We start from the raw sequence: 17,952 nt of genomic DNA, 5'->3' as shown, positions 1-17,952 counted from the left end.
TTCCGGAAGTCGCTAGTGTTTTCAAAATAGCAATTTATATCGTTCATCACTTTCCACAAGGGCTCTATCGCGTTCAGATTCGGACTATAAGGTGGTAAATTTCACTACAAAGGCTCAATCCTTAATCAATCGGGTTCGGTGATAACCCGCCCCGTCCAGTATGACATGGATTTCTTGTTGATAATTGGGGGAACGTTTGCGTATCTCAATGAAAAAACGAGCAATGTTGTAGTCATTAATCATTTTTTAATCGAGAATAACTGTGCTGCCAATATCGTTCAGATTCAGCGTACCCAGTATATTGAGACTGGGTCGATTTTCCGCCATTTTCTTTAAATTTTCATAATATTCAATGAACTGCTTCTGCTTTTATTCACTGAATTTATGAGGGATACCTGCTGGTTTTTTGTAGGTTAAACCATGACGATGCTGCCACTTGCCCATACCCAGAATGCTGAACCAGATGTTCCAACGCTGGATAACATAGGTTAGCATTTAGTGGGCATGGTGGAATAAATGCTGATATAAGCAACTGATTAAGTTTGCTATTTTTCGGTATTGAGCCAACTTGCTGATCTCTTCCCTTCGTTCAGTACCGGTGTAAAGTAGAATTTTCGGGCCTTCTTCTCCGTCAAAAGGAGGTCATCCGACATGAAAAAGACACGTTATACCGAAGAGCAGATTGCGTTTGCCCTGAAGCAGGCCGAAACTGGCACACGGGTGGAGGAAGTCTGCAGAAAGATGGGGATTTCTGAAGCCACCTTTTACAATTGGAAGAAGAAATTTGGCTGGATGGGCGTGATGGAGCTGCGTCGGTTGCGACAGTTGGAGGAAGAGAATTACCGTCTGAAACGGCTGGTGGTGGACCTGAGTCTGGGCAAGGAGATGCAGCAGGGTGTCATCCGAAAAAAGTTCTGAGGCCCGTGCAAAAGCGTGAAGCGGTGGCATATCTGCTGGAAGCTTACCGTATCGAACTGCGTCGCGGCTGTCGTCTGATGATGCAGAGCCGCATGGTTTATCACTACCGCAGTTGCCGTGATGACCGGGTCATCACACAGCGGATAAGGGAAATTGCCGAAACCCGTGTTCGCTACGGCGTTCAGCGCATTCATATTCTTCTGCACCGGGAAGGCTGGCTGATTAACCATAAGAAGACATACCGTATTTATTGTCAGGAAGGCCTGAATCTGCGAACAAAACGCCCTCGTCGACATGTCACCGCCAGACACAGACGTGCGCGTCCAGAGGTGAGTGCGGCGGACGAGTGCTGGAGCATGGACTTCGTGGCTGATAATCTGTTCAACGGACGTCGTATCCGTGCGCTAATTGTAGTCGATAATTTTAGTCAGGAATGTCTGGCAATCCAGGTCGCAGTGATGGAGCGCTTGAAGCAGTTACAGAAGCGGGTGCCGGGACGGCTGCAGACAGACAATCGCAGTTTTCGGGACGAATGTCTGAACGTCCACTGGTTCCTGTCACTGGAAGACGCTCAGGAGAAGGTCGAACACTGGCGACAGGAATATAACCAGCAGAGACCGCATTCCTCGTTAAATAACCAGACTCTGGAGGAATTTGTTCGAAGTCTGTAAAAAGGTCCGGATCTCTGATTTAACCTGGTACCGATATTGGGAAGAGATCAAGACCCGGAAATCTCAAAAAGTGTGTGGAACTAAAACCGGGACGCTTACATTGCAGCTCCACCGTTTTCAGGTTTGAGTTTGCCGGTGTTGACGTAATCGCAGAGGTCGAGCCTTCTGAGGCAAGAAGGACAGCTTTAATACGATCACAAACACACTTATCACGACTGGTGCGATGGAGGCGTTCAAGTTCAGCTTTCTGCCCGTCGATAATAAATATCTTCATAGTGGAAAGCATGATCTACATGCGGGGTAAAATCAAGCATCTTCAATGATCACGGGTATATTCAAAAATATATGAGTATGTCTTGTTTTTTAAATTTATTTTATAAATAAAATTTTAGGCGACTTTATGAAAGACTCTTCTTTAGAGAACGATGCGGAAAATATGTATCTTGGTGATGTTTATGGGGACTTTTTTATTGAGAATATTCAGCATGGTGAAAATTTTAACCGTATAATAGATATTATAAAAAACAGTGGTGCTTCATCAGTTTTAGATTGTGGATATGGTACTGGTATTATTGCTAGTCGGCTGAATACATTGCCGTCCTCTATAGCTATCGATATTATTGAAGGTTCAGACTTGTTATGTAAACAGGCCGAGGAGCGTTTTGGTGGCCGCATATGTATCATAAATAGTTTTTTTGAATATTATGAGCCAAGTAAAAAATATGATGTTATTCTTGCTCTTCACATTCTCGAGCATGTTGAAGAACCAATAAATCTTCTGCGAAAGTTTAACTCTTGGCTTAACGTTGGTGGAGTTGTTATTGCTGCAGTTCCAAATGCGAACTCAATTCATCGTAAGTTAGCTGTTATGCTGGATCTTCAGCCTTGTCTGGAGCATTTAAGTCAGAGAGATATTGCGGTAAGTCATAAGCGCGTATATATGCCATGGCAACTAGAGTCAGATTTTAAAGCCGCAGGATTTTTTGTAGAAGAAATATCAGGATATTTTTTGAAAGTGGTACCTAATTCAATGATGCTGAATTGGCCACCGGAACTTATTTCTGCTTTAACAAAAATATCTGATAATATCCCAAGTGAGCTATTGGCTAATATATTATTGGTTGCAAAGAAATAAAATTCATAGCATTTAATTGGTAATCATTTCTAATGACTTTTTCTAATAAATTAATTTTTAAGTAGTATTAATGCATGTAAGCACACCCGTTTTAGCTCCATGCACTTTTTAAGATTTCCGGGTCTTCAGCCATCAGCCGATACTCATCCGGCGTCAGGTTATTCAGGGATTCATGAGGACGTTCGCTGTTATATTCATGCAGCCAGCGTTCTGTTATTTCCGGCGCTTCATTCAGTGTTCTGAACAGGTAAAAATCCAGTACTTCTGTTCTATACGTTCGGTTAAAGCGTTCGATAAAAGCATTTTGTGTCGGCTTATCTGGTTTAATCAATTCCAGTACCACACCATGCTCTTCCGCCCACTGCGCCAATGTCAGCGACACCAGCTCTGGACTGTTATCCATCCGCATCTTTAGCGGGTATCCACTGTTGGCCTCTATTCTATCCAACACCCGAACAACACGCTGTGCTGGGATATTAAGGTCAATTTCTATCGCCAGCACTTCACGGTTAAAATCATCCACCACATTGAATGTGTGAAAACGCTTGCCACACACTACTGCATCATGCATAAAATCCACTGACCAGCTCTGATTCAGATATTCCGGCGTCGCCAATGGTGCTAGATCACGTACGGGCAAACGTTGCTTTCCTTTACGACGAAAATTCAGTTTCAGTAAACAATAAATACGATGAACGCGTTTGTGATTCCACGCATGTCCCTCCCTGCGTAGCTTCTGGAATAACTTCTTGAAGCCGTATCCGCCATGTCGGTCAGTGCCGGAATGGCTGGCTCATCACGCCGAGTGTCAGGCTGATAAAAATAGACCGTCCTGCTCAGCGGTAACGTCCTGCATGCCTGGCGGATGCTCATCGTAAACTGCGCGGTCAGATAACTGACGAGCTCACGCTTTATCGCTGGTTTTAAAGCTTTTTTTCGATAACATCTTTGAGTGCCCGGCACTCCAGACTCAGATCAAAAAACATCTGTTTCAGTCGCCGGTTTTCGTCCTCCAGATCTTTCTCAGTGGGTTAACCAGTTAAAGGAACGGCGCGGGTTTAATAAAACGACCGTGGCGGTCGCTAACAAGAACGCGAGAATAATCTGGTCGATGCTGAAAAATGATACCGAGTATCAGGCAGTTGGAAGTTAGTACCCAGCCAGACGAGTTGCAGTGTACTGAAAAATGGTGACAGGTTGCACCTGCACAATCGGAGCCTGACTATTATATTGGCCTCAGAGGCCGTCCAGTTGTTGAGGCGATTGTGTGCGGATTACCCATTTGGGCACAGGTTTTCCTGATGCCGGATAGATGTAAGCAACAACCCAAAACCAGATTCTGTACTTGCAAAACGGAGGTAGTCCATAGATATAAAAAGTAGCCTCAGAAATACCCATCTTTCTGCAGACTTCCCGATGCGGGTGCCGGTTTCGGCCTGCTTCAACGCAAACGCAATCTGTTCTTCAGTATAACGGGTCTTTTTCATGGCGATACACCTCTCTGTGAGATGAAAGAAAGACCGGATACTTCAGTTTAGCCTTGTACTGTTTTCAGGGGGAAGGTCAGTACGAAGGAAATAGTTTTCAGGCATATAAATATTTTGTAATCTGTTTTAAGTAAAATTTCGCGCCCACGGTTAGGTGCTTTTGCTATTTACTAATACGTCAAATAATAAAAAGGTATATCATGGCTTCGATTAATACCAATATGTTCTCTCTGACAGTACAAAATAAAAGTTCTCATTCGGCATCAGCACTTTCTCAAAGCATCGAGCGTCTCTCTTCTGGGCTACGAGTCAATAGTGCTAAGGATGATGCAGCCGGACAGGCGATTGCTAACCGGATGTTGGCGAATTTAAATGCCAATGATGTTGTGGCACGCGGCGTGAATGACGGTGTCAGTCTGATGCAGATTGCAGAAGGGGGATTGGGTGAGGTCAATAACCTTGTACAGCGAGCAAGAGAATTAGCCGTTCAGGCGGCAAATGAAACGCTGTCTAGCATCGATCGAGCGAGCCTGAATGGGGAATTTCAGCAGGTGCGTGCGGAAATTGATCGTATTGCATTTTCAACTACGGCATTTGGAAAATATCCGTTAGCGCCCTCAACACAGCGTGAATTACCTATTAATTTAGGGAGTACGCCGCCGCTGGCGGAAAAATTTCCAGTAAGCGGCGCAAGCCGTTCTTTTCCCTCTGGCATTGTTTCATTAGCCTATATCCCTGTGGGTGCTAAAAATTTAACAATTACTATTGATTCATTGGGTGCGGATGATGATATTCAGATATTTAGTCGAGATGGAAAACATTTAGTTGGAACGCCATTAATCGGAGCTGATGCGGATATTGTCTGGCAACAAAATGGAATAACCGATGCTGCATCGGCTAAACTGCGTGTACTAACGGAAGATAATGCTTTTTTATCCTCCGCAAATTACTCTGACAGTGACCTTGCGCAAGGCGGAGTAAGTTTTAATTTGAATGGCAGCGCCACTGCTTCTTATAATGGTATGACTATTACTTACAGTGGTGATGGCGATCGCTATGAAGATGACAGCAACGGGAAGTTTAACGATGGTGTCAATGGTGCTGAACGTAATGAACGCATCCATATCGATGAAACGACAGAAGATTTGATTGTTATGGTTATTGGAAAAGGATCATTTACGGGGGTTGCTACCTGGGATGTGTTGCCTAACCCAACACAGTTACCACCTCCGCCTCTGCCCCCTGTCAGTACGCCGACCGATATTGTAGTTAGTGCTAATTATGGCGAAGGTGTGGAAGCAGTGACGATTAATCCGACACCTTCTGATAGTGAATCTCTGGGGTTGAAAAATACAGCATTAGACCCTTTTGAGGAGGCGCGTAAAGCCATTGATTCATTTGATCATGCACTAGAAAAAATAAATGGCTATCGCAGTGAGTATGGGAGCCAAATCAATCGCTTTGAGTCTATTCGCGCTAGTATGTCTGACGTTTCTATTGCTACAAGTAATGCACGTTCACGCATTTTGGATGCGGATTATGCTCAAGAAGTGTCTCTGATGACAAAACAGCAAATTCTCCAGCAAGCATCTTCATCAATGTTAGTACAAGCGAACCAAGCCCCACAGGCGATGTTGATGTTATTACAACGATAATAGATTTATTTTCTATATTTTTAGGCTGAATAATGAATAAGAAATTTGGTGAGCTATTTAGACTATCTCGCTATCAACATTGCAAGAATGCCTACTTAGTATATGGAAAATCAAGGCTTGATGAACAGAATCGAGGCCTCCTTGCAGAAAATAAAACCGGTTATTGGAAGATTAAATCAGGAAGAATCAATAAAGGTGATCTCATCGTGCTACTGCTTGAGGTCGCAGATAAGCCTAAATGCTATGAGTTATTTTCTGGAATTATGCAAGATATTGAGAGGGTTCGGTCTAAGATTACGGGCGCTGAACGTTCTGTAATTACTGTTGATCGGTTTGATAAGTTTACTGACATAAATGATCAATCGATAATGAGCTATCTTATGGGGAGCTCGATTCCTCAAGGCAATAACGTCAATCAAATAACGCTGGCTAACTATGTATCAAAAGTATCAGTACCAGATGACTTTATTGATGAAGTGATTGAAGAACGTAATGAGTTTCTAGAACAGGTAATGAAGGCCGCATCGGATTCAACGGCGGCTCGTCGAAAACGACTAGCGAAGAGTACACAACACGATCCTGCTTTCAGCATTAAGAAAACAAAAATATACCATCGAAATCCCGATGTCGTTGCAGAAAGGCTTCATTTGGCAAAAGGGATTTGTGAAGAGTGTAAAGAAAAAGCCCCGTTCATGCGCAAGAGCGATGGAAAACCTTATCTTGAAGTTCATCATCGTATTTCGTTGTCGCAAGGTGGTGCAGATTCAGTGGAAAACACCATTGCGATTTGTCCAAATTGTCATCGTCAGGTACATCATGGAGTGGTGTAGAGCGATTATCCTTCTATAGGCTTATGATTTTTATGAAATATTAAATAATTAATAATCCGTTGAACGATAGAATAAATCGCAAAAAAATGCAGTTGTGAGCATAACTGCATTTTTTCACCTAAATAACCCCCTTTTTTTGACGCTATTCAGGCGATTGGCTACCCTACCTAAAAGCATAATAGTGTCGATAACATTATCATCGTAGGTATTTGTCACTGTGAGCGATTTGTATACCGCCGAAGGCACAATGGATAAAAATTCCCTTTGGAAGCGCTATGTTCCATTAGTGCGCCATGAAGCCTTGCGTTTACAGGTTCGTCTCCCCGCGAGTGTTGAGCTTGACGATCTGCTACAGGCTGGTGGCATTGGCTTGTTAAGCGCTGTTGAACGTTATGATTCGTTACAAGGTACGGCGTTTACCACCTATGCCGTCCAACGAATTCGGGGCTCGATGTTGGATGAATTACGTAGTCGTGATTGGGCTCCACGCAGCGTACGGCGTAATGCACGGGAAGTGGCACAAGCAATGCAGCAGGCTGAACAACAACTCGGTCGTACTCCAACGGAGCAGGAAGTTGCGCAGACCCTGAATATCACGCTTGAGGATTATCGTCAGATATTGCTGGATACGAATAACAGCCAGCTTTTTTCTTACGATGAATGGCGTGAAGAGCATGGTGACAGCGCAGAAGCTCTACTGGAAGGCAATGAAGATGCGAATCCGTTACATCAATTGATGGAAGGTAATTTGCGCCATCGAGTGATGGATGCGATTGAAAGCCTGCCAGAACGTGAGAAATTGGTGTTGACGCTCTACTATCAGGAAGAGTTGAACCTGAAAGAGATCGGTGCCGTTCTTGAAGTCGGAGAGTCGAGAGTCAGTCAACTGCATAGCCAGGCGATAAAGCGCCTGCGCGTGAAATTAATGAATGATATCTAATTGCGTCGCGTAGGAATATTGTTATCAACATATATCTTCAGCCACTGAAGTTGTAAGCCATAGCAATTTTTGAATATCGATAAGTGCCTTGCACCAGTATTCAATTGATTAATGCTACCTGTTTTCAGTTCGCCAGATTCTCTGACGTCATGAAAAATGCTACTGCTTCACGTTGAGATTATGTATTGTCATGGAATGGATTCATGCACTCATCAATTCGGAAGAAACAGCTGTTAAGCCGTTATCTGAAAGACTTCAAACATAGACAGACCAACTGTTCCCAGTGTGATAAAGAGCTCGATCGTGTTTCACTGGTATTTCGCAATCAGCTTATTAATAAAAAATCGATTGGCAGCATCGACAGGCTTATCGATGACGAAATATGGTCTGGCCTGCAACAGGAATTAATCCCCCTTTGCCGCTTTTGTAGCGAAATATTATGCAATACCACTGCTAGCTATTTCGATATAAAAGCTTTCACACAATATCTGATCGAGCAAACTGAAGTTCGCCACAGCACGATGCGCGAGTATGTCATTCGTCTACGGCGTTTGGATGAGCTGTTGGCTGCAAATGATTATCCTGCGGAAACCTTTTCCCGGCATCGTGATGGGGTACAACAGCGGGTATGTGACTACCTTCCCGATATTGAGCAAAATATCTACCGTAGCGCGCTAAGAAAATACGATCAGTATTTGGACTGGCAGCGACATTTCTGACGCGCAAAGTGCGTGGTTCTCAGGTTGACATTGCCAGCCATGGGATACTGATTTATATGTAAATGTTATGACAGTGTAAAAAATGCTTGCATTGCAGGGGCAAATTATTGCACTGTCATACTACTGAAATCATTCGGCACTAATTTTTAGGTAAGGGTTAGTAGTAGTTCTACGATGCGATCAATCATTATTCAGTGGAATAGTTGTTGTCACAGTGAGGAACGCGGATGGTAATGTCCTTTTTTGGACTTTGTAGTCGATGCCAAGATTCTACGTTGCTGACTCGCCGATGCGAGGGATTTTTCTCCCACTTATTTTCTATACTGCGCCACTCTCTTTTCACCCAAACTCTTCGTTTATTTTCTTTTCTTATCCATGAATACCTGACCCAGTTGTCACTCGGTTCGTGGATGGCTCGTGTGTATTTCCAGTCCGCTATTGGCTTAATAAGGAAGCCTAACCTCGTTAGTGAGTTAAACGTCACGCGCTGCAAAGCAGTGCGGTAAGTGAAACAAACTGTAAGGTGCCACTATGGGAAGACAAAAAGCAGTGATCAAAGCTCGTCGTGAAGCCAAACGTGTTATCCGTCGTGATTCGCGTAGCCATCGTCAGCGTGAGGAAGAATCGGTCACTTCTCTGGTACAGATGGGCGGGATTGAAGCAATCGGAATGGCGCGTGAGAATCGTGATAATTCCGTGATTCAAGCTCGTACCGCCGCCCAGGAACATTACTTGTCTGCGATAGAAAACAAACAGTTGATTTTTGCCACAGGTGAAGCTGGCTGCGGTAAAACGTATCTGAGCGCTGCGAAAGCGGCGGAGGCACTAATCCATAAAGAGGTTGAGCGTATTATTGTTACGCGGCCAGTATTACAGGCTGATGAGGATCTTGGTTTTTTACCCGGAGATATTTCGGAGAAATTCGCGCCTTATTTCCGGCCCGTTTACGACATACTCTTGCGGCGGCTGGGATCGTCTTTTATGCAGTATTGCTTACGGCCGGAAATAGGCAAAGTCGAAATCGCGCCTTTTGCCTATATGCGCGGACGGACGTTTGAAAATGCGGTTGTAATTCTGGATGAAGCGCAAAACGTGACAGTGAACCAAATGAAAATGTTCCTGACGCGTTTAGGAGAGAATGTCACGGTTATCGTTAATGGTGATGTGACACAGTGCGACTTGCCTGCTGGGGTTAAGTCTGGCCTGCGGGACGCATTGGAGCGTTTTGTTGAGGATGACATGATTGGCGTGGTCTCTTTCGGTAAAGAGGACTGTGTGCGCTCGGCACTGTGTCAGCGTACGCTTCATGCCTATGGTTGATGTCTGTGTGGGATGGGAATAAAAGTGTCCGTACCATCATCACAAAAAACGCCCTTAGCGTAAGTTAAGGGCGTTTTCATATCATGCTGCCTATTATTAAAATGAAATATAGTAATGAGTAGTGCACCTTAAGTCATTCGAATTACAGGCCGCGATGTAGTAAAAGATTTGTCAGGAAAAAATTTAACCAGCTAAAGGCTTACTTTCGGTAAGTGAAAATATGCAGTTTGCAGTGTATATAATACAAAAATTCTGAACATTATTAAGGAATAAAGTGCTAAAGGAAAATATATCGCACGAGTCATGCCCTAAAAAATATTATTCTTAATCTTATTATCTGTTTTATTTTTTTACTGCAAAGCACGAAATTCCGGGTTCGTCTGTTCCACACGATTTAATTATTTGATGGGTTTCGTCAAACTTATCATTAAGTGCATTAATTAAAATACCACTATCACCAAAGATAAAACCAACCGCTGCGGCTATCAGCGCCGCAAGAATACCGTACTCGATTGCTGTAGCACCGCGCTCGTCACCTAAGAATGATCGAAATGTTAATTCCATCGTCGTTTCCTCCCTTTTCCATACCTAAAAGTACGTGGATGTTTTTATCTTATAAACCCACCTTAATGATAATGAGTTTTATTAACAAGATCAATGGCGAAGTCTGGCTGATTGGTGAGTACAAGGACAAAAGTTGACTCAGTAGAGGGTACTGGATTTTAGATACAAAAAAATCCGCCGAAGCGGACTTTTTATGTAGAACATAATCAAAAGCATTACGTGAACTTTCGACCTTGTTCAAAATATGGCGGTGAGGAAGGGATTCGAACCCTTGATACGTTTTCACGTATACACACTTTCCAGGCGTGCTCCTTCAGCCTCTCGGACACCTCACCGGGGGTTGCCTATAAGGGGCAACGGGGCGCTACTATAGGGAGTCACTTAGCTTCGGTCAAGCAGTATTTAGCGCGAACGGTGCGTCTGGCTAAGCATTGAACGGTAACGGATAGTCCGCATGACGGTGTCGTGAAAATGCAGGCAAAATGGACAGGGGATGGGCATAAAAAAAACCACAGACCGCGATGGCCTGTGGTTTTTTGTCAGCTGTAGAACGATTACGCCAGCAGCGTTTTGATGTAGCTGGTCAGTGCTTCGTCTTTGCTGTTAGCGAAGAAGTATTCCTGGAATTTAGGACCAGCAATTGCGCCTTTAACCAGATCCTGATCGAGACCTTTCAGAATGGTGATCAGATCGTTGTAGGTTACGGCTTTTACCGCATCCAGGATTTTCTTGTTACGCTGTTGAGGAGCAACGCGATCGCTCGGATAGCCTCTGCCACCTTCTTCTTTGAACAACTGGGTAAACAGGTTTTCCAGGTTCAGTTCAGCGCCCCAGCCAAAGCCTTTAGCGTAAGGAACGGATACCGCGTTACCGTTGTTGATCTGAGAGAACAGGTAAGCATCAGATGGGTCAACAACCAGACCGCAGATTACGCCAGGGAAAGAGTTACAAGCCAGCATTGCGCCTTGGCCTGTACCACAACCGGTCACAACGAAATCAGCCGCGCCAGAGTTCAGCAGGATAGCTGCCAGAATACCGTTCTGGATGTAGGTCAGCTGTGCTGCATCTTCAACGGCGTATTGGCCGTAGTTGTGTACAGTGTGGCCCAACGGTGCAACCGCTTTGGTCAGTGACTCGGCGATGATAGCGTTTTTGGCAGCCTGGCTGTTCTCGTTAATCAGTGCAATTTTCATGTTCGTTCCTTTTCTGTGACGGACAAATACATTTTTTAAAACTGTATTTCAATTTGATGTGTGCAGTATACCGTTTCAAAAATAAAGCGCAAATCGTGGAAGCAAAGAATGCGGCATAGCCCATAAATTCGGGAAAAACACGATGAAGAAAAAAGGCATGATGAGGAGGTAATTAATTGAAAAATGGCGCTATATTTCAGCGCCATCAGGTTGAGAGTTATGCATCAGGGAAGGTGAGTGTATTGCCCGGCGCTTCTCGATTAAGATGAAGAAAATTCAGGTGTCGTTCGTACTGATCCAAAATGTCATTAATCACCTGTTCTTTACTGTAATCCATTAGGTCATTTCCCTGACTTCCTTCCAGCAGGAAGGTTTCAAGCCGGTAATAATCTGATTTTCCTGACCGAGCACGGTAGGTAAACGCCGGGACGCTATAACGCTGTGGCCAAATTTGATAAAGAAAGTTCTGTTCATCGCCCAAATCCACCAGCAGTTCGAGGTGGTTCAAGCGCTCATCTTCGACAGGCGGCAATTCGTTGACTTCAACGCTGGCACCCCGTAGACGTAATTCACGTGCAACATCCTCCATGGCTGCTTTACAGACGTTCTCCAGCATTTTCTGTGTATGCGTTGTGCCAGGGAAATTCATGACGCGTGAGATGCGCTGTTTCCAGTTCAGGCGATCGTCGCCTGAGATTGGCATCGGAGCTGAGGTTTGCAAGGAACTGGCTTTACGGTAATCCTCAACCCGCAATGATTTATATAACCCCGCCATAATAAAGAACATCACAAAGCTAAACGGCAACCCCATGATGACGGTGGTGTTTTGTAATGCTGAAACGCCGTTTGTCATCAACATACCCAGCGTCAACAGGCCAATCGCGACTGACCAGAAAATCCGTAGCCAGTTTGGTGCATCGTTGTTGATGTCGCCAAGGCGAGAGGTAAAATTGCCCAGCACTAATGAACCGGAGTCGGCAGACGTGACATAGAACAGCAGGCCGGTAATAGTTGCGACAGATGCGCTCAGGCTGAAGCCAGGGTACTGCGCCAACAGGCTGTAGAAACCACGTTCTGGGTGCTGCATAACCTCGTTTGCAAAGTCCAGATTACCGTGGATCACCTGATAAAGCGCACTGTTGCCGAAAATGGAGAGCCACAGCAACGTAAAGACAAACGGGATGATCAGCGTGCCAACGACGAACTGGCGAATGGTTCTGCCGCGTGAGATACGTGCCAGAAACAGCCCGACAAAGGGTGCCCACGCGACCCACCATGCCCAGAAAAACAGCGTCCAGCTATTCATCCACTCTGTCGGGCGATCGAACGCAAAACTGTTGAGCGTCATGCTCGTAAAGCGATTGATGTAATCCCCGACATTAAGCACTAACGCGTTCAGCAGAAATTCGGTATCGCCCCAGAAGAGCAGAAAGAGAATCAGCCCCAGTGCGAGCAAAACATTAAGCTCAGAGAGAATACGAATGCCGCGATTGACGCCGGATGTCACGGAAACGGTCGCCATGATCACGGAAAGCAGGATCAGAGAAGCCTGAACGGTGAGGTTTTCTGGAATGTGGAACAGCACTTTCAGCCCATAATTAAGCTGAACAACGCCGATGCCTAGTGTGGTCGCGATACCGAAAATGGTTCCGAGCACGGCCGCAATATCGACGCTATGTCCAATCGGGCCATTGATGCGTTTGCCAAAGATGGGATACAGGGCTGAGCGGATCGTCAGCGGTAAATTATAGCGGTAGCTGAAGTAGCCCAGCGCGATTCCCATCAGCGCGTACATTGACCAGCCTGTTAGCCCGTAATGAAACAGCGTCCAGACCATAGCCTGTCGTGCTGCTTCCATCGTCTGGCCTTGTCCTTCAGGCGGCATCATATATTGCGTAATCGGCTCTGCGACGGAAAAAAACATTAAATCGATGCCGATCCCCGCTGCAAACAGCATTGCTGCCCAACTCATCAGGCTAAATTCAGGTTTCGACTGCTCTGGCCCAAGCTTAATTGAGCCGAATCGAGACGATGCGATGAAGATGACGAACACGATGTAGAGCGTGGCGGCAAGCAGGTAGTACCAACCAAATGTGGCTGAAACCCAGTTGAGTGCGTGGGTAATCCAGTCGTTCGCTTCTTTGTTAAACAGCATGGTCATCAGCGAGAAGGTCAGGATTAATCCCGCTGATGTGTAGAACACGACAGGATTTAGGCGATCCTGTTGGGGCGTAGTTTCTGTGGCTGGCATGGTTATCCCTTGCGTTATGTGAACCGATACTCTGACTCCTCTCTCCACGAAGCGCGCTTAGCGCATATCAAGAACCGGTCGCAGGACATCCGCTGAGTACGCTTTCGGTTGAAGATAGTCTTCAGAACAAAAAAGAAATTATTCTTTTTAAGTTGGCGTTATCGTCTGAACTGACACCACTTTTCGTGATAATTGATACAGATTTTTAACCTTTCAGCAATAAAAGATATTCATTTTTTATTGAACGTTCAATCAAAAAAAAGTTTAATGGGATTAATCGGATCACGAATCATCGTCTTTTACCGTGATTCATCACAAGAAACGAAGGGAAGAAAATGAAGGGGAAGTGTAGTGCCTAAAGTCGGAATGCAGCCCATCAGACGGCAGCAACTCATCGAAGCGACGCTGGCAACGGTTAACGATGTGGGCATGCATGACGCCTCGATCGTGCAGATTGCCCGACGTGCAGGGGTGTCGAATGGAATCATCAGTCATTACTTCCGCGATAAAAATGGCTTACTGGAAGCGACGATGCGTTACCTGATTAGCCATCTGGGGATGGCGGTGAAATCAAGGTTGATGAGCCTGACAGAAAATACGCCTCGTGTGCGTTTGCGGGCAATTGTTCAGGGGAATTTTGACGATAGCCAGACGAATAGCGCGGCGATGAAAACTTGGTTGGCATTCTGGGCCAGTAGCCTGCATTCCCCTATGCTCCATCGCTTACAGCAGGTTAACGATCGGCGGCTTTACTCCAACCTGTGCGTCGAGTTTAGCCATTGCTTGCCGAAAGATAGCGCGCGTATTGCGGCAAAAGGGCTGGCTGGTCTGATTGATGGGCTGTGGCTGCGCGGTGCGCTAAGTCATGATGCCTTCAACCGCGAAGAAGCATTAAGCATTGCCTACGACTATATCGATCAGCAGCTCATTCGCACGTAATCCTATCTTATTATTTTGCCTTTTCTGCCCGGACGTGTGATCGGGCAGTGATCAGACAGGAGAATTTATGTCTCGCTACGGTTTACAACAACTTTATATCAACGGTACCTATGTCGATAGCACGGGTAACGATACGTTTGATGCGGTGAACCCTGCAAATGGCGACATTATTGCCCAGCTTCAGTCGGCCACTGCCGCTGACGTTGATCGCGCCGTCAGCGCAGCTACCGCAGGGCAGAAGATATGGGCTGCGCTGACGGCGATGGAGCGTTCGCGAATTTTACGCCGTGCCGTGGATATTCTGCGTGAGCGCAACGATGAGCTCGCGTTACTCGAAACGCACGACACTGGCAAGCCGCTCTCGGAAACACGCACTGTCGATATCGTGACTGGCGCGGATGTTTTGGAGTATTACGCGGGGTTGATTCCTATGCTGGAAGGTCAGCAGATCCCCCTACGCGATACCTCGTTCGTCTATACCCGGCGCGAACCGCTTGGCGTGGTCGCCGGTATCGGTGCCTGGAACTATCCCATCCAGATCGCATTGTGGAAATCGGCACCCGCGCTGGCGGCAGGTAACGCAATGATCTTCAAACCCAGTGAAGTCACATCGCTTACTGCGCTGAAGCTGGCGGAAATCTACACCGAAGCGGGGTTACCGGCTGGCGTATTTAACGTGCTGACGGGAACGGGGAAATCTGTTGGTCAGGTGCTGACCACACATCCGGGGATTGCCAAAGTCTCTTTCACTGGCGGGATCGCCAGCGGGAAAACGGTCATGGCTAATGCCGCAGGCTCGACACTGAAAGACGTCACGATGGAGTTGGGTGGAAAGTCACCGCTGATTATCTTTGATGATGCCGATCTGGATAAGGCGGCGGATATCGCCATGATGGCGAATTTCTTCAGCTCAGGTCAGGTGTGTACTAACGGTACACGCGTCTTTATTCCGCAGGCATTGCAGGCGCAGTTTGAGGAGAAAATTCTGGCGCGTGTTCAACGCATCCGTATCGGCGATCCGACTGACGAGCTGGTGAATTTTGGTCCTCTGGTTAGCTTCCCGCACCGGGAATCCGTACTGCGTTATATCGAAAGTGGAAAACGTGAGGGCGCACGTGTGCTGGTGGGCGGTGAACCCATGACCGACGGTGACTATGCCCAAGGCGCCTACGTTGCTCCTACGGTGTTCACTGACTGTCGGGATGACATGAAGATTGTCCGAGAAGAAATCTTCGGCCCGGTCATGAGTATTTTGACGTATCAGGACGAGGGGGAGGTTATCCGCCGCGCCAATGATAGCGCATACGGTCTGGCGGCCGGTATCGTGACCCGCGATCTAAATCGAGCACATCGGGTTATTCATCAGCTTGAGGCCGGGATTTGTTGGATCAACACCTGGGGAGAATCTCCGGCTGAAATGCCTGTGGGCGGCTACAAACATTCGGGTGTCGGACGTGAAAATGGCATAACAACGTTGGAACACTACACGCAAATTAAATCTGTACAGGTTGAACTGGGTGAATTCCGCTCGGTATTTTAAACGAAGGGGAGAAAGCCTAATGGAATATGATTACATCATTATCGGAGCCGGTTCCGCTGGTAATGTGCTGGCAACGCGCTTAACAGAGGAAAGCGATGTGAGCGTGCTGCTGCTTGAAGCGGGTGGCCCGGATTATCGGTTGGATTTTCGTACACAGATGCCTGCCGCGTTAGCTTTTCCATTGCAGGGAAAGCGCTATAACTGGGCATATGAAACCGATCCCGAACCCTATATGAATAATCGCCGTATGGAATGTGGCCGTGGTAAGGGGTTGGGTGGATCGTCGCTGATTAACGGCATGTGTTACATCCGTGGTAATGCGATGGATTTTGATCACTGGTCGACGATGCCGGGTCTGGAAGACTGGAGTTATCTTGATTGCCTGCCGTATTTTCGTAAAGCGGAAACGCGCGATGTAGGGTCGAATGACTACCATGGCGCGGCGGGGCCGGTTTCGGTGACAACGCCGAAGATGGGAAACAACGAACTATTCCACGCGATGGTTGAAGCGGGCGTACAGGCGGGCTATCCGCGTACGGACGATCTCAACGGGTATCAGCAAGAAGGCTTTGGGCCGATGGACAGAACCGTCACGCCGAAGGGGCGTCGCGCCAGTACCGCTCGAGGCTATTTGGATCAGGCAAAAGATCGTAATAATCTGACTATCGTGACGCATGCCTTAACCGACAAGATTCTCTTTGACGGAAAACGTGCTGTTGGCGTTGCCTACTTTAAAGGCGAAAGTGCCCAGACGGCGAAAGCTCGTCGCGAGGTGCTGCTATGTGCTGGCGCAATTGCTTCACCGCAAATCCTGCAACGCTCCGGTGTCGGGCCGAAAGATTTGCTTCAGGGGCTCGATATTCCTGTGGTACACGATTTGCCCGGTGTCGGTGAGAATTTACAAGATCACCTGGAAATGTATTTGCAATACGCTTGCAAAGAACCTGTATCGCTGTATCCGGCGTTGCAGTGGTTTAATCAGCCGAAAATTGGTGCGGAATGGCTGTTCAATGGCACGGGTATTGGTGCCAGCAACCAGTTCGAAGCTGGTGGTTTTATTCGCAGTCGTGATGAGTTCACCTGGCCGAATATTCAATACCATTTCCTACCCGTCGCGATTAATTACAACGGTAGTAATGCGGTGAAAGAGCACGGGTTCCAGGCGCACGTTGGTTCCATGCGTTCACTTAGTCGAGGGCGTGTGCAGGTGCGGTCGAAAGATGCACATGAGCATCCCAGCATTTTATTCAACTATATGTCGACGGAACAAGATTGGCAGGAGTTTCGTGATGCGATCCGTATTACGCGTGAAATCATGGCACAGCCAGCGCTGGATAAATATCGTGGGCGAGAGATCAGTCCTGGCCTAGAGGTTCAGACTGATGAGGAACTGGACGAATTTATCCGTACTCACGCTGAAACGGCATTCCATCCTTCCTGTTCCTGTAAGATGGGGGAGGACGATATGGCGGTTGTCGACGGGCAAGGTCGTGTCCACGGTGTAGAAGGATTACGCGTGGTGGATGCCTCCATCATGCCACAAATTATTACCGGTAATCTGAATGCGACAACCATTATGATTGCCGAAAAAATTGCTGACCGAATCCGTCGGCGTCAGCCGCTGCCGCGTAGTAAAGCGCGTTACTATGTTGCTGGAAATACACCAGTGAGAAAAACTCCGCTGAAACCTGCCTCGTGATGTTCCCTGCGTAGTCAAATGGACCGCATAGAAACCGCGGTCCATACTTTTCATTGTTATACACAATCTGACAAACAAACGCCTTCCGCAC

General features: G+C 46.6%; 12 protein-coding genes, 1 tRNA gene and 6 pseudogenes. 11 read left to right on the top strand and 8 right to left on the bottom strand.

Translation table 11 applies throughout. The features are described from left to right. A pseudogene (locus tag EDI29_RS23005) lies at nt 1–540 on the bottom strand (transposase); the annotation flags it as partial. A gap of 111 nt (nt 541–651) precedes the next feature. On the opposite strand from EDI29_RS23005, the pseudogene EDI29_RS15915 reads away from it, so the two are divergent. Further along, a pseudogene (locus EDI29_RS15915) lies at nt 652–1,589 on the top strand (transposase). A 104-nt stretch (nt 1,590–1,693) separates the two neighbouring features. Here the strand turns inward: EDI29_RS15915 and EDI29_RS15910 are convergent. After that, nucleotides 1,694–1,863, bottom strand: a pseudogene (locus tag EDI29_RS15910) (IS630 family transposase); the annotation flags it as partial. Nucleotides 1,864–1,989: 126 nt separating this feature from the next. On the opposite strand from EDI29_RS15910, the gene EDI29_RS15905 reads away from it, so the two are divergent. Continuing rightward, on the top strand, nt 1,990–2,724 hold the full coding sequence (locus EDI29_RS15905) for a class I SAM-dependent methyltransferase (RefSeq protein WP_137741667.1): 735 nt from the start codon (nt 1,990–1,992) through the stop codon (nt 2,722–2,724). Between the two features lie 91 nt (nt 2,725–2,815). On the opposite strand, the pseudogene EDI29_RS15900 reads toward EDI29_RS15905, so the two are convergent. Further along, nucleotides 2,816–3,746: pseudogene (locus EDI29_RS15900) on the bottom strand (IS3 family transposase); the annotation flags it as partial. Between EDI29_RS15900 and EDI29_RS15895 the strand changes: the two are divergent. Next, nucleotides 3,743–3,877, top strand: a pseudogene (locus EDI29_RS15895) (IS110 family transposase); the annotation flags it as partial. The pseudogenes EDI29_RS15900 and EDI29_RS15895 sit on opposite strands and share 4 nt — an antisense overlap. Nucleotides 3,878–4,095: 218 nt before the next feature. Here the strand turns inward: EDI29_RS15895 and EDI29_RS15890 are convergent. Then, a pseudogene (locus tag EDI29_RS15890) lies at nt 4,096–4,211 on the bottom strand (transposase); the annotation flags it as partial. A gap of 200 nt (nt 4,212–4,411) precedes the next feature. On the opposite strand from EDI29_RS15890, the gene EDI29_RS15885 reads away from it, so the two are divergent. From EDI29_RS15885 to phoH, 5 genes are all read left to right on the top strand, one after another. Then, entirely contained in the window at nt 4,412–5,866 is a 1,455-nt protein-coding gene (locus EDI29_RS15885) for a flagellin N-terminal helical domain-containing protein (protein ID WP_120358599.1), read from the top strand. A 32-nt stretch (nt 5,867–5,898) separates the two neighbouring features. Further along, nucleotides 5,899–6,696, top strand: coding sequence for an HNH endonuclease (locus EDI29_RS15880; protein WP_137741666.1), 798 nt, complete (start codon nt 5,899–5,901; stop codon nt 6,694–6,696). A gap of 217 nt (nt 6,697–6,913) precedes the next feature. Further along, nucleotides 6,914–7,636 (top strand): RNA polymerase sigma factor FliA, encoded by a 723-nt coding sequence (locus EDI29_RS15875; RefSeq protein ID WP_137741665.1) that lies wholly within the window; start codon nt 6,914–6,916, stop codon nt 7,634–7,636. A gap of 203 nt (nt 7,637–7,839) precedes the next feature. Continuing rightward, nucleotides 7,840–8,355 (top strand): flagella biosynthesis regulatory protein FliZ, encoded by a 516-nt coding sequence (gene fliZ, locus EDI29_RS15870; RefSeq protein WP_107167754.1) that lies wholly within the window; start codon nt 7,840–7,842, stop codon nt 8,353–8,355. A 531-nt stretch (nt 8,356–8,886) separates the two neighbouring features. Beyond that, the gene (gene phoH / locus EDI29_RS15865; RefSeq protein ID WP_005970633.1) at nt 8,887–9,675 is read left to right on the top strand and encodes a phosphate starvation-inducible protein PhoH; all 789 of its coding nucleotides are present in this window, start codon (nt 8,887–8,889) and stop codon (nt 9,673–9,675) included. A 342-nt stretch (nt 9,676–10,017) separates the two neighbouring features. Here the strand turns inward: phoH and EDI29_RS15860 are convergent, their stop codons facing one another. The 4 genes from EDI29_RS15860 to EDI29_RS15845 all read right to left on the bottom strand — a co-directional run bounded on the left by EDI29_RS15860 (nt 10,018) and on the right by EDI29_RS15845 (nt 13,683). After that, nucleotides 10,018–10,239 carry a Flp family type IVb pilin gene (locus EDI29_RS15860; protein WP_137741664.1) on the bottom strand — a complete coding sequence of 74 codons (222 nt, stop codon included), beginning with the start codon at nt 10,237–10,239 and terminating at the stop codon, nt 10,018–10,020. 245 nt (nt 10,240–10,484) lie between these two features. Beyond that, nucleotides 10,485–10,574: transfer RNA gene (locus EDI29_RS15855), tRNA-Ser, on the bottom strand. 219 nt (nt 10,575–10,793) lie between these two features. Continuing rightward, nucleotides 10,794–11,432 (bottom strand): RpiB/LacA/LacB family sugar-phosphate isomerase, encoded by a 639-nt coding sequence (locus tag EDI29_RS15850; RefSeq protein ID WP_010287191.1) that lies wholly within the window; start codon nt 11,430–11,432, stop codon nt 10,794–10,796. A gap of 217 nt (nt 11,433–11,649) precedes the next feature. Then, a complete protein-coding gene (locus EDI29_RS15845; protein WP_137741663.1) occupies nt 11,650–13,683 on the bottom strand; it encodes a choline transporter in 2,034 nt (677 codons plus the stop codon). Nucleotides 13,684–14,034: 351 nt separating this feature from the next. Here EDI29_RS15845 and betI point away from each other — a divergent pair, with 351 nt between their 5' ends. The 3 genes from betI to betA all read left to right on the top strand — a co-directional run bounded on the left by betI (nt 14,035) and on the right by betA (nt 17,861). Continuing rightward, nucleotides 14,035–14,622, top strand: coding sequence for a transcriptional regulator BetI (gene betI, locus EDI29_RS15840; protein WP_137741662.1), 588 nt, complete (start codon nt 14,035–14,037; stop codon nt 14,620–14,622). Between the two features lie 67 nt (nt 14,623–14,689). Further along, nucleotides 14,690–16,162 carry a betaine-aldehyde dehydrogenase gene (gene betB / locus EDI29_RS15835; protein WP_137741661.1) on the top strand — a complete coding sequence of 491 codons (1,473 nt, stop codon included), beginning with the start codon at nt 14,690–14,692 and terminating at the stop codon, nt 16,160–16,162. A gap of 19 nt (nt 16,163–16,181) precedes the next feature. After that, nucleotides 16,182–17,861 (top strand): choline dehydrogenase, encoded by a 1,680-nt coding sequence (betA, locus tag EDI29_RS15830; RefSeq protein WP_137741660.1) that lies wholly within the window; start codon nt 16,182–16,184, stop codon nt 17,859–17,861. Nucleotides 17,862–17,952 lie beyond the last annotated feature (91 nt).

It is taken from the genome of Pectobacterium polonicum (assembly GCF_005497185.1).
Taxonomy (GTDB): Bacteria; Pseudomonadota; Gammaproteobacteria; order Enterobacterales; family Enterobacteriaceae; genus Pectobacterium; species Pectobacterium polonicum.
Note: the sequence above shows the minus strand (reverse complement) of the source record. Positions and strands in the feature narration are given on the sequence as shown.

What these genes read in the sequence shown, in the direction of transcription:
- EDI29_RS15905 (WP_137741667.1), top strand. Translation starts at nt 1,990, where the DNA reads ATGAAAGACTCTTCTTTAGAGAACGATGCGGAAAATATGTATCTTGGT.
- EDI29_RS15885 (WP_120358599.1), top strand. Translation starts at nt 4,412, where the DNA reads ATGGCTTCGATTAATACCAATATGTTCTCTCTGACAGTACAAAATAAA.
- EDI29_RS15880 (WP_137741666.1), top strand. Translation starts at nt 5,899, where the DNA reads ATGAATAAGAAATTTGGTGAGCTATTTAGACTATCTCGCTATCAACAT.
- fliZ (WP_107167754.1), top strand. Translation starts at nt 7,840, where the DNA reads ATGCACTCATCAATTCGGAAGAAACAGCTGTTAAGCCGTTATCTGAAA.
- phoH (WP_005970633.1), top strand. Translation starts at nt 8,887, where the DNA reads ATGGGAAGACAAAAAGCAGTGATCAAAGCTCGTCGTGAAGCCAAACGT.
- EDI29_RS15860 (WP_137741664.1), bottom strand. Translation starts at nt 10,239, where the DNA reads ATGGAATTAACATTTCGATCATTCTTAGGTGACGAGCGCGGTGCTACA.
- EDI29_RS15850 (WP_010287191.1), bottom strand. Translation starts at nt 11,432, where the DNA reads ATGAAAATTGCACTGATTAACGAGAACAGCCAGGCTGCCAAAAACGCT.
- EDI29_RS15845 (WP_137741663.1), bottom strand. Translation starts at nt 13,683, where the DNA reads ATGCCAGCCACAGAAACTACGCCCCAACAGGATCGCCTAAATCCTGTC.
- betB (WP_137741661.1), top strand. Translation starts at nt 14,690, where the DNA reads ATGTCTCGCTACGGTTTACAACAACTTTATATCAACGGTACCTATGTC.
- betA (WP_137741660.1), top strand. Translation starts at nt 16,182, where the DNA reads ATGGAATATGATTACATCATTATCGGAGCCGGTTCCGCTGGTAATGTG.